Below are 12,923 nucleotides of genomic sequence, written 5' to 3'. Positions count from 1 at the left end.
CGGTCTGACAAGCTATGCCGATGCGGATCGACCGGCTCGGCGCCCTGGGGTCAGCCTCCCAGGTGCTGCGGTCCGTCGCGCGGGCAGCGGAAAGCCGCGCGATGGCGCCACCGGCGGCGCTGATCGGCGATTGGTTCGGCTCGCTGGCCGTGATCGCACCGTCGGTGCAGGCGGATCCGACCGCACTCGGGGAAGTCTTTGCCGCTAAACCAGATACCGGTGGCGCCGGGCGTTCCGCAGCGGTAGGCGGCGGCTGGCTCGGCTACCTGTCCTATCCCGACGCGGGCGCCGGCGGGTTGCCAGGGCGGATCCCTGAGGCGGCTGGCGGGTGGACCGACTGCGTCCTCCGTCAGGACCACGACGAAATATGGTGGTATGAAAGCCTTTCCGGTGTATCGATGCCGGACTGGCTGAGCGAGGCATTGGGCCAGCCCGCACCGGCACGGTCCTGGCAGATCGATTGGTCGGCCCCTGACCGCGAGGCGCATCGGGCCGCTGTGCTGGCCTGTCTGGAGGCGATCGCCGCCGGCGAGGTCTATCAAGCCTGCGTCTGCACCCAGTTCACCGGGACGATCGCCGGCGCCACCGTCGACTTCTTCGCTGATGCCGTTGCGCGCACGGCGCCCGCGCGGGCCGCCTATGTGGCCGGGCGGTGGGGCGCGGTGGCGTCGCTGTCACCGGAACTGTTCTTGGCTAGGCGCGGCGACGCCGTGCTGTCGAGCCCGATCAAGGGCACGCTACCGCTGCACGCCGACCCGGCCCTACTGCGGGCATCGGTCAAGGATGTCGCCGAGAACATCATGATCGTCGATCTGGTCCGCAATGACCTCGGCCGAGTCGCGGTGACAGGATCGGTCGGCGTCCCCGAGTTGCTGGCGGTGCGACCCGCGCCTGGCGTCTGGCATCTGGTGTCGACGGTATCGGCCCGGGTACCTGCCGAACTCACGAACCGTGACCTATTGGCGGCCACCTTCCCGCCGGCCTCGGTGACCGGCACCCCGAAAGGCCGGGCCCGCGAACTGCTTTCGCAGTGGGAGCAGCATCGACGCGGGGTCTATTGCGGCACAGTCGGTTTGGCATCCCCGATGGCCGGTACCGAACTGAACGTGGCGATCCGCACCGTCGAGTTCGATAGCACGGGTGCGGCATTGCTTGGGGTGGGCGGCGGGATCACTGCCGACTCGGACCCCGACGCCGAATGGCAGGAGTGCCTACACAAGGCGGCGCCGACGATCGAGCTCTCCCCTAGCGTCACTGCCGCGACCGAAGTACCGCATCGTAGAGCTCCCGGCGCGACGGGGCGCCGGGATGGGACTCGATCACCCGCAGACACGCCTCTTTGACTCCGAGACCCTCCTCGGTCAGTGCCGCCACCTCCGCCACCAACTCGTCGATATCGGTGGTCGGCGTCGCACCGGCAAGCACCACGGTGATCTCACCGAGCACACCGCCCTGTGACCATTCGACGAGTTCGTCGAGCGTGCCGCGGATGACCTCTTCGTGGGTTTTGGTCAGCTCCCGACACACCGCGGCGCGGCGGGCCCCGCCGAGCTGAAGTACCGCGTCGCGCAGACAGGCTTCGAGCCGGCGCGGTGATTCAAAGAACACGCTCGTGCGCCGCTCACCGACCAGTGTCGCCAGCCAGGTCCGGCGGGCGGACTCCTTGCGGGGGGCGAAACCCTCGAAACAGAACCGCTCCGAGGGCAGGCCGGAGATGGCCAGCGCGGTCGTCACCGCCGACGGCCCCGGCAGACAGGTGACCGACACCCCCGCGGCGACGCAGGCGGTCACCAACCGGTAGCCCGGATCACTGATCAATGGCATCCCCGCGTCGGTCACCGCCAGCACCGTCGCACCCGCGAGCATTTCCTCGACGAGGGCCGGGGCCCGGACCGCCTCGTTCTGGTCGAACAGGCTGACCACCTTGCCTGCGATGCGGACGTCCAGCGCAGACGCCAACGTGCGAACCCGGCGGGTGTCTTCGGCGGCGACGATATCGGCCGAGGCCAACGCCTCGATCAGCCGTGCCGAAGCGTCACCGGGTTGTCCCAGCGGGGTGGCGCCCAGCAACAGTCGACCACCACTCATGTGGGCAAGCCTACGATCCAGCTTACGATTCTTGTGATGACCGCTCCCAGCTCTGTGATGACGGAGCGCGCCGTACCTGTGATCAGCCCCGGCCCGCTTGTCCCCGTCACCGATTTCGGCCCCCTTGATCGGCTCCAGGGCTGGGCGATGACGGCGGTGATCGCCGCGCTGGCCACGGTGACCCGGTTCATCAACCTGCAGTCCCCCACTGACGCCGGTACGCCGATCTTCGACGAGAAGCATTACGCACCCCAAGCCTGGCAGGTCTGGCACAACCACTTTGTCGAGGACAATCCCGGTTTCGGTCTGGTGGTGCATCCGCCGGTCGGCAAGCAGCTGATGGCCATCGGCGAGGGCATCTTCGGCTACAACGGGCTGGGCTGGCGTTTCATGGGCGCGCTGCTCGGCGTGGTGCTGATCGCGGTGGTGGCACGCATCGTGCGGCGGATCAGTCGCTCGACGCTGGTCGGCGGGATCGCCGGCCTGCTGCTCTGCGCCGACGCGGTCACCTTCGTCACGGCCCGCACGGCGCTGCTCGACGGATATCTCACCTTTTTCATCGTGATGGCGTTCGGAGCTCTGATCGTCGACCGCGACCAGGTCCGGGAGCGAATGCACAACGCGCTCCTGGACGGCCGGATCGCCGAGACACCGTGGGGGCCACGCCTCGGCGTGCGATGGTGGCGGTTCGGCGCCGGTGTGCTGCTGGGGCTGGCCTGCGCCACCAAATGGTCTGGCTTGTACTTCATCATCTTCTTCGGCGCGATGTCGCTGGCCTTCGATATCGCCGCGCGCAGGCAGTACCGGGTGCCGCGGCCGTGGCTGGGCACTATCCGCCGAGATGTCGGACCGACCGCCTATGTGATGCTGTTGATCCCGTTCGGCGTCTATCTCGCCGCGTACGCCCCGTGGTTCGCCTCGGAGACGGCCGTCGACCGTTACGAGGTAGGTCAGACCATCGGGGAGCGGCAGTGGTTTCAGCCCCCCGATGCCATCCGGTCGCTGTGGCACTACACAAGCAAGGCCTACGACTTCCATTCCGGCCTGACCAACGCCGCAGGCAATCACCATCCGTGGGAATCCAAACCGTGGACGTGGCCGATGTCGCTGCGCCCGGTGCTCTATGCGATCGACCAGGACAACGTGCCCGGCTGCGGCGCACAGTCCTGCGTCAAGGCCGTGATGCTGGTGGGCACCCCGGCGATGTGGTGGCTGGCGGTGCCGGTGCTGTTCTACGCCGCCTGGCGCGCCTTTGTCCGCCGCGACTGGCGCTACGCGGTGGTACTGGTCGGTTATTGCGCGGGCTGGCTGCCGTGGTTCGCCGATATCGACCGGCAGATGTATTTCTTCTATGCGACCACCATGGCTCCGTTCCTGGTGATGGCCATAGCCCTGATCTGCGGGGACATCCTGTACAAACCGGGACAGAACGCCGAACGACGAACGCTCGGAATGCTGGTCGTCTGCTTCTACCTCGCGTTGGTGGTGACGAACTTCGCCTGGCTGTTCCCGGTGCTCACCGGTACGCCCATCTCGCACGGCACCTGGAATATGGAGATCTGGCTGCCCAGCTGGCGCTGAAGTCCGCTTCGCGCGAGACTGCTTTGAGGGCTGCTTCGATGGGGTTATCCACAGCCCTGGCAGCAATTTCGGGCCGGCGGGAATCCTCGCGGCGCACGTTGCGTCACGCTCACCCGCATGCATGGACCGTTCATCGGGACCGAGGCACTCGGCCGTCGCTCCCTTACTCGCGGCCAATTGCGGTGGAACTACCGCCAGATATATCCAGGTGTCTACCTTGCGAAAGACCAACCACTGACGCTGCGGACCAAAACAGTGGCCGCATGGCTGTGGTCGGACAGACAGGCAATCGTGGCGGGTCGTGCAGCGGCGGCCCTGCACGGGGCCTTGTGGATCGACGAGACCGTGCCCATCGACTTGATCGATTGCGCACCACGGTCACCCAGCGGAATCATCACCCGCAACGAGCGGATCGAACCCGACGAGGTTATGCACATTGACGGCCTTCCCGTCACGTCACCGGCGCGCACAGCGCTGGACCTGGGCCGCCACCAACAGCGCCTACCTGCCGTCGTCAACCTCGATGCACTGGCGCGGGCGACCGCATTTGACCTCGGCGACGCGCTGGCCATGACGACCCGGTACGCGGGCGCCCGTGGTGTAGCGCGCGCCCGCTCAGCGCTGGCTCACTGTGATGCCGGCGCGCAGTCACCAAAAGAGAGCTGGTTGCGGCTGGTCCTCATGGACGCCGGATTTCCGAAGCCCCAGACCCAGATCCACGTCACTGATGGGTTCACCGACACCTACCTCGACATGGGTTGGGAGGGGCCGAAGATCGGCCTCGACTACGAGGGCGACCATCACCGTCAGCGCACCACCTATGTTCACGATATCGGTCGGTACGAGCTGATCACCGGCCAAGGTTGGGTCGATCTACGCGTCGTCGCAGAGCATTCGCCGCGATTCATCGTCGAGAGGACTCGACAGGCGTGGCGCCAACGGGGCTGGGACCCCGTCAACTTCCGTCGAAACTGCGCCTAGGGCTGCTATCTCATTGCAATCGCGACCCTAGACGCAATCTCGGCGTAAGAAGGTTACAGCGGGTCGCGCGCCACCGGACATGACATGCAGCGCGGCCCACCTCGACCGGTACCCAGTTCGGATGCTGAGATCGTCAACACCTCGATGCCCGAATCGCCAAGGCGAGCATTGGTTTCCGTATTCCGCTCATAGGCGACGACCACTCCCGGCGCCAGGGCGAGCGTGTTGTTCCCGTCATCCCACTGTTCGCGCTCGGCGGTAACCGGGTCGAGTCCGGTGTCGATGACCCGCAGCTTGTCGATCCCCATGGCGTCCGCGGCGGCGGCGACGAACGGTGCGGCCCGATCAATCCGCACCCCGGAGCCGGTGTGGTGAATGGTGAACGCGGACAACGAATCAACAATGTTCGGATACATCACCACAGCGTCGACATCGACCATCGTGCAGACGGTGTCGAGGTGCATCTGGGCGCGCTCCTGAGCGATTGGCACCGCAAGGACAGTGTGCGCAAGACCATCGTCGAACAGGCTGCGGGCCAGGGCCTCGGCGCCGGCGGGGGTCGTTCGCTCACCGACCCCGACCGCCACCACACCGGGCGCCAGCAGGAGCACGTCACCGCCCTCGACCGGTGCAGAGCGCGACTCGTAGGCCCTGCGCACGCCGAGGAACCGCGGATGATGTGCGTAGATCAGATCGGTCAGCGAGGTCTCGCGAATCCGGGCAGGCAGCGCCAACGAGGTGATCGCCACCCGTGGCCCGATCCAAAACGACGAGTCTCTGGTGAACAACAGATTGGGCAATGGGTCGATGACAAAATCCGCGCCGTGATGCATCCGTCGCACCAATGACAGTTCACCGTCGATCGGCAGTTCGTTGAAGGTCATGCCCGCCATCAACAAGCGCGCCAACGGGGCCGGTTCCAGGGTGCGCAGATAAGCCGAAAGCTCTTGCGCCAGAGGAAGACCGAGCCGTCGCGAGTCCACCGCCGCTGCGATACCGTGCATCCGGGCGGCGCCGCTGGCCAGAGCCTCGGTCAGCAGCTCGCCCAACAGCAGCACCTCGACACCGCGCGAGCGCAGCAGGGCAGCAAACGCATCGTGCTCCTCCTGCGCCCTGGCCACCCATGGCAAACCGTCGAACAACAACTTGTCGTTGTTGCCGGGGGTCAGTCGCTGCAACTCGGCGCCAGGGCGGTGCAGGATCACCACCCGCAACGTTCCCACCTCGGAATTCGAGCCAAGCGCTATGCCAGTCACAGTAAGCACCGTATCCCGGACCATCACCTCAACTATGGTTCAGGTGTTATGTACGAACTCGAAATGGCCCCGGGCGACCTGGCGCAACGCGCTGGCGTCGCGGTCTCGGCGCTGCACTTCTACGAACGCGAAGGTCTGATCAGCAGCCGTCGCACCAGCGGCAACCAACGGCGCTACCCCCGCGAGACGCTGCGTCGGGTGGCCTTCATCCGCATGTCGCAGCGCCTGGGTATCCCACTGGCCAGGGTGCGTGAGGCGCTGGGCACGCTGCCGGCAGATCGGATCCCGACGAGTAAGGACTGGGCGCGCTTGTCCGCCGGCTGGCGCCAAGATCTCGACGACCGCATCCTGCATCTGCAGCGCCTGCGGGACAACCTGGCGGACTGTATCGGCTGCGGTTGCCTCAGCCTGAAGAGTTGCACGCTGTCCAACCCCGGCGATGTACTCGCCGAAAAAGGACCCGGCGCCGCGCGCCTATAGAATCGAACGTCTGTGCGATAAACTCGCGGACGTGTCACTGGCGGTCCAGGGTTCGCTGTTCGACCACGCCGAACGCCGGCATCTCGCGGGCGGTGCGTGGATCGACGTGCGAGCAGGCTGGCTCGGCGACGGTGAAACCCTGTTCGACGAGCTGATGAGCGATATCCCCTGGCGTGCCGAGCGGCGGCAGATGTATGACCGCGTGCTCGACGTCCCTCGCCTGGTCAGCTTCCACGATCTGCTCACCGAACCGGTCCCGCATAGCGCGCTCAAACAATTGCGCAGGCGGCTCAATGACATCTACGCCGGTGAGCTGGGCGAACCGTTCACCACCGCAGGGCTGTGCCTGTACCGCGACGAAAACGACAGCGTCGCCTGGCACGGCGACACCGTTGGCCGCAGCAGCACCGAGGACACCATGGTGGCCATCTTGAGCCTGGGCTCCACCCGCACGTTCGCCCTGCGACCGCGCGGCGGCGGGGCATCGCTGCGCATCAAACACGGCCACGGCGACCTGCTGGTGATGGGCGGCTCCTGCCAACGCACCTGGGAACATGCGATCCCGAAAACCACGAGGCCGACCGGGCCGCGGATCAGCATCCAGTTCCGGCCCCGCGACGTGCGCTGACTCAGCCCTTGATCGCCGCGACGGCCGCGGTCAACAGTGCCTCGGCGCGCTTGGTGTCCACGGGTGCGACAGGCTTGTCGGGGAGCACCAGCGGGTTTGCGCTGACGATCACCTGGTAGTTGCCGAAATGCGCAAGATAGCTGTAGATCTCGCCGATCTGCGGTTCGCCGTTGATGGTGGTCTGCAGAATTCGGTGCACACCTTGGGTCTGGACATCCGGGATCTGCGGCGCCGGGACGATCTCGACGACACCGCGCATCGCACCCCCGGTGAAACCGACCTTCTGACAACCCGCACCGGGGTCGGTCACAGGGATGGGCTCCGAGGTCTCCATAGCGATGGTGATGAAGCGGTTACCGGCACCTTCGGCGCTGACAGCGGCCATATTGCCCTTCAGGTCCGCGGGCATGGCCTGACCTGCGGCGAATTTGGCGCAATCGGCGGGATCAAATTTCAGTCCCTCCGGCAACTTCTGGCCGGCCAGCACCTTGGGGTCAATCCCCGTCGTGGGGACGTCGGTCACCGTGAACTCCGGACCGAACGACGATTTCACGTCGGCGACCTTGGCGAGATTCGCCGAAGGGGCCGGTTGGCTTGCGGAGCATGCGGCTGCCAAGCCGGCGCATGCGATGACGAACGGCGCCCTGGTGATGAACATCGGGGGCCAATCTACCTGCCGCGCAACGCTGACACCGTCTTCACCAACAGCTCGGCGGCAAACTGCGGTGGCAGCGGCGGCGCAGGCAATCCCGGGTCGGTCACCACTGTCACGAAGACGAAGTGCCCGTCGACATAGGCCGAAAAGGTGTCGGCCTGTGCGTCAGTCTCGGTTCCGGACTCGACGACCGTTCTGATTGCGGTGACCATTCCGACTGTCGCAGCACCGTCGATGGGCGGGGCGTCGACGAAGCTGACCGACGCGGACGACCGGCCGTAGGCCATCGTCCACTGGGCACACTGGTCGACAAGTGCCGGATCGAAGACGTATGCCCCCGACGACGGCGTCTGGACGACCACGTAGACGATGCCCCCGGCACCGGAGCCCGACAGGCCACGTACCTGTGGCGCCGGGTCTGCCGCCGACTCGACCAGTGCGGCGCACTGCGTTGGTTCGGCGGTCCAGCCGACCCGAAAGCCCCAGAACCCCGACAAGGATGCGGGCCCGGTGATATCGGCCACTTCGTAATCCGCCGGGAGATCGCCGCGGACACGTTTGATCCGCTCGGGGTCGACAGGTGCGAGTGCGACGGGCGAAGGCGATGTCGCCGCCGTCGGCGCGGTCGTCGCTGGGGTCGGACCTGCGGATTGTCCGCACCCAGCGGCCAGCGCGACCACCATCAGGCTCAGCGCCAGTCGCCACACGGGCCGTTGATATCACAGGCGTGCCACAAAAGCGGGGACGCCGATCCTGAACTATTCCCGTCAGCGCTGCCAACTTAGCTCAAGATCACGCCAATTTCATTGCTGTGTTCACACATTCGCTCGCTTGGCCGGCCGCTGAAGAAAACCTTAGACGCTGCCAAGAGATGGCGCAGAGGACGATGAAATCATGCGGAAGAAAACTTACTACCTGCGACGTTACAACTGGCATCCCATGTAAACCGCAGGTTACGCGCGGGTTGGGAGCTACAAAGTCGGAGGAAAAGATGAAGAAGTTGATATTAGCTACAGCAGTTGCAGGCAGCCTGTTCGGCCTGACTGCGGGAACCGCGGCACTGGCGCTGGCGGCTCCGTCGGAAGCAGAACCCACCATGGATACCGGCAGCTCACTGGAGAGCAACGGCTACCCCGTCTTGGAGAACAAGGTCGGCGCCGCGCCCCTTGAGCTGTGCACTGTTGATTCGGTTCGCCCGAACCACACCACAGATCTGCGGCCCAACAGGATGGTGCTGGAGCCGATCTACCTGATCGTCAACTGCTAGACACGACAACACGTAGGCAAAGGGGCGTCCTCAAGGGCGCCCCTTCTCTATGTTGAGAGCCGTGTGCACCCGAGTTCTCTGGAATACCAACGCCCTTGCCATCCTCACCGGCCGCAGCATGGACTGGCCCGAATCCACCGATCCACTGCTGATCGCCTTTCCACCTGGCCAGCACCGCGACGGCGGCACCCTGGCCGGCACGAACGTCGTCGGCGACAACCCGCTGCGCTGGACCAGCCGCTACGCCACCGTGGTCACCTCGGTGTACGGCCTCGGCGGAATCGACGGGTTCAACGAGCGGGGCCTGGCCGTACACGGTCTGTATCTCAAGACCACGGATTTCGGCCCCCGGGACACCTCCAAGCCGGGCCTGCACGCGGGATTGTGGGTGCAGTACCTACTTGATCAGGCCGGCAGCGTCGCCGAAGCGCTGGCACTGATGGGTGATATCGACGTGGTGATGGCCAGCGCCCGCGGCCACGACGCGACCATTCATCTGGCGCTCGAGGACAGCAGCGGGGACTCGGCCATCATCGAGTTCGACCACGGTAAGCAGGTCATCCATCACGGCCGCGAGTACACCCTGATGACCAATGACCCGACCTACGACGAACAGCTCGAACTGCTCTCGCAGCAGGACTTCTCACATCCCGACCGCAATATGCCGCTGCCGGGCAATGTCAATGCCGTCGACCGCTTCCAGCGCGCCGCCTACTACTCGAACCTGTTACCCAAGCCCGAAACCGACCGCCAGGCCGTCGCCGGTGTGATGGCGATCATGCGCAATGTCTCGGTGCCGTTTGGGGCGCCGTACGGCGAGTTCGGTGTCTACAACACCGAGTACCGCACGGTCTGCGACCTGACCAATCGGATCTACTTCTTCGAGCTGACCACGAGCCCGAACATCATCTGGGTGCGGTTCGACGAACTCGACCTTCCCGACGGCGGCGAACCGCTGGCGATCGATCCTTACGACGAGACGATGGTCGGCGATGTCACCGCGAGGTTCGCTCCCCAGCAGGTGGGTTTCTGACCGGCGCTACCGGTTGAGGCGCCAGATATCGGTGGACATCACCGTGGCGAAACTGCACCACAGCGGATAGGGCGCCAGGGACAAACCGGCTTTGGGGTTGACCTGGGCGGTCCGCCGGACCAAGTCAGCACTGCTGGCCGCCAGCACCCCGGCGGCCACGGCAGATACGCCGAGCTTGTGGCGGGCGAAAAACAACCAACTCCAGCTGGCGTTGAGGACCAGATTCGACGCCAGGGCGGCGATGTAGGCCCGCGTTTTCGCATCGTCACCCTCGGCGCGCAGGCGGTCGATCGTCGACGCCGACGTGACGGCGATGTCGGCGTAAAGGGTGGTCCACGCCACTGGGAAGACCGCATTCGGCGGGACATAGCTCGGCTTTTTTACCGTTCGGTACCAGGTTTCGACACCCGACTTACTTGCCACACTTCCGATGACCGCGGCACTCGCGGTGGCTAGACCAGTTCCGAGCAAGGTAGGCAGACGCATGCTTCCAAACTACCCACGCCGAGGCCCGCTCACGCCGCCATGTGGCTTTTTGGCCGCCGCGGCCCGGGGCTGGGATCGAGACTCCGCGGCCGGGCGGCCGGCTGACCGAGTCGCTTTGCGCTGCACCGCGACCGAGCCGCCGGCCTGATGAGGAATCGGCGTGGCGACCGCGGTGCTGGGTGCCGCGGGTAGCGGACTGCCCTGATTACCGTATGGACTGTTCACCTTCGTCGTGTGGAACGGCCGGAAGTCTTCGTCGGCGGCGATTTCCGACAGTGCGTCGTCCAACCCGACCGGTATTGCCGCGACGACGGCACCGAGATCGGCCAGCGGGTCACGCGGGCCGGTCACTTGCGCGATCGTCGGGACCCCTGGCGCGATATCGCGGTCATAGGCCCACTCGACGATGACCCGCAGCGGCGCGTCGAGCGCGGTGAGGATCGGCGACGGGATGCCGATCATCTTCAACGGCATCAGGATCGGGAGCAGCTTCGTCGGGATCAGGTAGTAGGTGGTATCACCGGTGGTGCCCTGGTATTGCATGTCCGGGACCGCGGCGCTGGTGTAGTCGGTGTGGATCAGGGCGGTTCCCGCGATCGCGTTCAGCGTGGCCAGCACGTTGAGCGGGCGGACAGGGAAGTCGGACCATCCGTCGTACTGCCGGGAGATGTCGACGGTCGGTAGGTGACAGACGGTTCCATCGCAGCTGTCGGTTGGGGTTGCCCCATCGTTGGTGACGTCGATGATCGGCAGGTAGAGCCCGTTGAAGCGTTCGAGGATGCCGCCGTTGGGCCGATTGGGGTTTCCGATCAAGACGAACGATGCGTCGATCTCGTCGCCTGCCGCATCGATCATCGGCTGCCAGGTGCCATCCGGATTGCGGTACTGCGCAATGAGATTCCGCTTCTCGACGGTGGCGACGCGGGCGCTCTGCGAGTAACCGAAGACGATGTAGTCACCGGTGCCCGGCGCCACTGCTGGGTCGACGGCGTGGGCGATGCAATTCCGGCCGACAACGCAGTTGCTCAGGTTGTGCGCGCCGTCAGCCACCGAGGCGTCGAACGTGCGCGGTCCGAACACGGGCCAGAACTCTTCTGGGGTATGAACGGCCACGCGGTGGTAGTCGCCGACCCCGGTCGACACCAGGTAACGCGCGGTCACCGCATTGACGTAGTCGATGGTCGCCTGTCCCTCGAACAGGTCGTAGTTGTACAGGACGTAGCTGCCCGGCGATGCCGGATCGATGGTGTGCGAATTGACCAGGGGGCTGCCGGTGCCACCCATGATGAATACCGTCGCAGCGACCAGTCCGATGACGGGCATCGAGGTCGAGCAGGCCAGCCCAACCAGTACCGCCAGTGCCAGCGACACCACGGCGAGCCAGCGCATTCTCAAAAACATGTGTGACGACCTTGCCGAGGCTGGGGGTGCTGAACGCGCTGCACCGCTGCATAATGCATCACGCAAGGGGGAGTTCACGTCGTTATCAGGGAGGGATCGCGTGAAACTCGAGAATGATTGCGAACGCAATAACATTGCGTTTGCCCCCGCCACCATCCGATTTGCCGATCGGCGTCGGTCGAGAAGGTTGCTCGACGCAACTGAAGTTCGCATTTCCAACCGGTTTCCATTCGGACACCAGATGGAACCGCCCGCGTTTTGGCTTCCACCGACCGTTTGCCGACCGTAGGCTGCGCCTGGCGACCAACACTTCAAAGGAGACACCGCTCGTGAAGAGACTGACAGCAGCTACCGGTGCGGGAGTCACCGTCCTCGCGCTGAGCCTGGCGCTGGTGGGCTGCGGCTCCGATGACAAAGCCAGCTCATCGAGCTCATCTGACTCGGCCAGTTCGACGGCGTCCTCGAGCGCGGCAGCCCCGACCACCTCAGCACCGGCCGCAGGCGCCCAGAAAACCATTTCGGACTACATCGCCGAGAACAAGATCACCGAAATCAGCATGAAACGCGGCGATCCCGGGCCGAATATCAACGTGCCACTCCCCGACGGCTGGGGCGCCAAACAAGGCGCCCTGCCCGCGGGTACCTACGGTGCGATCGTGGACACCAGGAGCGCCGTGCCGAACAACCCGCCCCGGATCCTCGCGGTGCTCTCGCAGTTGACCGGCAACGTCGATCCCGCCGAGGTGTTGAAGTACGCCCCGGGCGAGCTCAACAACCTGCCCGGCTTCACCGGCAATCCCAAAGGTGACCCCGTCAAGGTCTCCGGTTACGACGCCGTTCAGCTCGGCGGCAACTTCGCCGACGGTGACAAGAAGGGCACGGTATCCCAGAAAACCGTCGTGATACCGGTCGGCGATGCCGTCTACGTGCTGCAACTCAACGGCTTCGCCGACGAGTCAGAGGCGCCCGCCCTCAACGACGCGATGAATATCATCGGGGCGCAGACCGTCATCACGCCCTGATTCTGGGCGCGCGCACGCCATTCCAACCACTTTCCAACCGCACGC

Annotated in this window: 14 protein-coding genes; 8 read left to right on the top strand and 6 right to left on the bottom strand. The window is 65.3% G+C overall.

Features of this window, described 5'->3' with window-relative positions; all coding sequences use genetic code 11:
* Positions 1–20: 20 nt before the first annotated feature.
* Positions 21–1,343 carry an aminodeoxychorismate synthase component I gene (locus ADBZ9O_RS08880; RefSeq protein ID WP_526530343.1) on the top strand — a complete coding sequence of 441 codons (1,323 nt, stop codon included), beginning with the start codon at positions 21–23 and terminating at the stop codon, positions 1,341–1,343.
* Here ADBZ9O_RS08880 and rsmI read toward each other — a convergent pair.
* Positions 1,252–2,088, bottom strand: a complete 837-nt coding sequence (gene rsmI / locus ADBZ9O_RS08875) for a 16S rRNA (cytidine(1402)-2'-O)-methyltransferase (protein WP_526530341.1) — start codon at positions 2,086–2,088, stop codon at positions 1,252–1,254. The two genes, ADBZ9O_RS08880 and rsmI, sit on opposite strands and share 92 nt — an antisense overlap.
* A gap of 57 nt (positions 2,089–2,145) precedes the next feature.
* Between rsmI and ADBZ9O_RS08870 the strand changes: the two genes are divergently transcribed.
* Positions 2,146–3,669 carry a dolichyl-phosphate-mannose--protein mannosyltransferase gene (locus ADBZ9O_RS08870; RefSeq protein ID WP_526532983.1) on the top strand — a complete coding sequence of 508 codons (1,524 nt, stop codon included), beginning with the start codon at positions 2,146–2,148 and terminating at the stop codon, positions 3,667–3,669.
* Between the two features lie 117 nt (positions 3,670–3,786).
* Positions 3,787–4,650 carry a type IV toxin-antitoxin system AbiEi family antitoxin gene (locus ADBZ9O_RS08865; RefSeq protein ID WP_526530339.1) on the top strand — a complete coding sequence of 288 codons (864 nt, stop codon included), beginning with the start codon at positions 3,787–3,789 and terminating at the stop codon, positions 4,648–4,650.
* 53 nt (positions 4,651–4,703) lie between these two features.
* On the opposite strand, the gene arcA is transcribed toward ADBZ9O_RS08865, so the two are convergent.
* The gene (arcA, locus tag ADBZ9O_RS08860; protein ID WP_526532981.1) at positions 4,704–5,930 is read right to left on the bottom strand and encodes an arginine deiminase; all 1,227 of its coding nucleotides are present in this window, start codon (positions 5,928–5,930) and stop codon (positions 4,704–4,706) included.
* Positions 5,931–5,954: 24 nt separating this feature from the next.
* Here arcA and soxR point away from each other — a divergent pair, with 24 nt between their 5' ends.
* Positions 5,955–6,386 (top strand): redox-sensitive transcriptional activator SoxR, encoded by a 432-nt coding sequence (gene soxR / locus ADBZ9O_RS08855; RefSeq protein WP_526530337.1) that lies wholly within the window; start codon positions 5,955–5,957, stop codon positions 6,384–6,386.
* A gap of 31 nt (positions 6,387–6,417) precedes the next feature.
* A complete protein-coding gene (locus ADBZ9O_RS08850; protein WP_526530335.1) occupies positions 6,418–7,014 on the top strand; it encodes an alpha-ketoglutarate-dependent dioxygenase AlkB in 597 nt (198 codons plus the stop codon).
* 1 nt (position 7,015) lies between these two features.
* On the opposite strand, the gene ADBZ9O_RS08845 is transcribed toward ADBZ9O_RS08850, so the two are convergent.
* Together ADBZ9O_RS08845 and ADBZ9O_RS08840 are read right to left on the bottom strand one after the other, a co-directional pair.
* On the bottom strand, positions 7,016–7,672 hold the full coding sequence (locus ADBZ9O_RS08845) for a DUF5642 family protein (RefSeq protein ID WP_526530333.1): 657 nt from the start codon (positions 7,670–7,672) through the stop codon (positions 7,016–7,018).
* An 11-nt stretch (positions 7,673–7,683) separates the two neighbouring features.
* Positions 7,684–8,376 (bottom strand): DUF5642 family protein, encoded by a 693-nt coding sequence (locus ADBZ9O_RS08840; protein ID WP_526530331.1) that lies wholly within the window; start codon positions 8,374–8,376, stop codon positions 7,684–7,686.
* Positions 8,377–8,660: 284 nt separating this feature from the next.
* Here ADBZ9O_RS08840 and ADBZ9O_RS08835 point away from each other — a divergent pair, with 284 nt between their 5' ends.
* Both ADBZ9O_RS08835 and bsh read left to right on the top strand, forming a co-directional pair.
* Positions 8,661–8,936: a hypothetical protein gene (locus ADBZ9O_RS08835; protein ID WP_526530329.1), complete on the top strand. Its 276-nt coding sequence runs from the start codon at positions 8,661–8,663 to the stop codon at positions 8,934–8,936.
* Between the two features lie 61 nt (positions 8,937–8,997).
* Complete coding sequence (gene bsh, locus ADBZ9O_RS08830; protein ID WP_526530327.1) at positions 8,998–9,969, top strand: bile salt hydrolase; 972 nt, start codon at positions 8,998–9,000, stop codon at positions 9,967–9,969.
* A 6-nt stretch (positions 9,970–9,975) separates the two neighbouring features.
* Here the strand turns inward: bsh and ADBZ9O_RS08825 are convergent, their stop codons facing one another.
* Both ADBZ9O_RS08825 and ADBZ9O_RS08820 read right to left on the bottom strand, forming a co-directional pair.
* Positions 9,976–10,455, bottom strand: a complete 480-nt coding sequence (locus tag ADBZ9O_RS08825) for a TspO/MBR family protein (protein WP_526530325.1) — start codon at positions 10,453–10,455, stop codon at positions 9,976–9,978.
* Between the two features lie 9 nt (positions 10,456–10,464).
* Positions 10,465–11,856 carry a PE-PPE domain-containing protein gene (locus ADBZ9O_RS08820; protein ID WP_526530323.1) on the bottom strand — a complete coding sequence of 464 codons (1,392 nt, stop codon included), beginning with the start codon at positions 11,854–11,856 and terminating at the stop codon, positions 10,465–10,467.
* A gap of 329 nt (positions 11,857–12,185) precedes the next feature.
* Between ADBZ9O_RS08820 and lpqN the strand changes: the two genes are divergently transcribed.
* Positions 12,186–12,878 carry an envelope biogenesis lipoprotein LpqN gene (gene lpqN, locus ADBZ9O_RS08815; RefSeq protein ID WP_526530321.1) on the top strand — a complete coding sequence of 231 codons (693 nt, stop codon included), beginning with the start codon at positions 12,186–12,188 and terminating at the stop codon, positions 12,876–12,878.
* Positions 12,879–12,923 lie beyond the last annotated feature (45 nt).

It is taken from the genome of Mycobacterium sp. (assembly GCF_965229105.1).
Classification (GTDB): domain Bacteria; phylum Actinomycetota; class Actinomycetes; order Mycobacteriales; family Mycobacteriaceae; genus Mycobacterium.
Note: the sequence above shows the minus strand (reverse complement) of the source record. Positions and strands in the feature narration are given on the sequence as shown.

What these genes read in the sequence shown, in the direction of transcription:
- arcA (WP_526532981.1), bottom strand. Translation starts at nt 5,930, where the DNA reads ATGGTCCGGGATACGGTGCTTACTGTGACTGGCATAGCGCTTGGCTCG.
- ADBZ9O_RS08880 (WP_526530343.1), top strand. Translation starts at nt 21, where the DNA reads ATGCGGATCGACCGGCTCGGCGCCCTGGGGTCAGCCTCCCAGGTGCTG.
- ADBZ9O_RS08825 (WP_526530325.1), bottom strand. Translation starts at nt 10,455, where the DNA reads ATGCGTCTGCCTACCTTGCTCGGAACTGGTCTAGCCACCGCGAGTGCC.
- ADBZ9O_RS08835 (WP_526530329.1), top strand. Translation starts at nt 8,661, where the DNA reads ATGAAGAAGTTGATATTAGCTACAGCAGTTGCAGGCAGCCTGTTCGGC.
- rsmI (WP_526530341.1), bottom strand. Translation starts at nt 2,088, where the DNA reads ATGAGTGGTGGTCGACTGTTGCTGGGCGCCACCCCGCTGGGACAACCC.
- ADBZ9O_RS08845 (WP_526530333.1), bottom strand. Translation starts at nt 7,672, where the DNA reads ATGTTCATCACCAGGGCGCCGTTCGTCATCGCATGCGCCGGCTTGGCA.
- ADBZ9O_RS08820 (WP_526530323.1), bottom strand. Translation starts at nt 11,856, where the DNA reads ATGTTTTTGAGAATGCGCTGGCTCGCCGTGGTGTCGCTGGCACTGGCG.
- soxR (WP_526530337.1), top strand. Translation starts at nt 5,955, where the DNA reads ATGTACGAACTCGAAATGGCCCCGGGCGACCTGGCGCAACGCGCTGGC.
- ADBZ9O_RS08865 (WP_526530339.1), top strand. Translation starts at nt 3,787, where the DNA reads ATGCATGGACCGTTCATCGGGACCGAGGCACTCGGCCGTCGCTCCCTT.
- ADBZ9O_RS08870 (WP_526532983.1), top strand. Translation starts at nt 2,146, where the DNA reads ATGACGGAGCGCGCCGTACCTGTGATCAGCCCCGGCCCGCTTGTCCCC.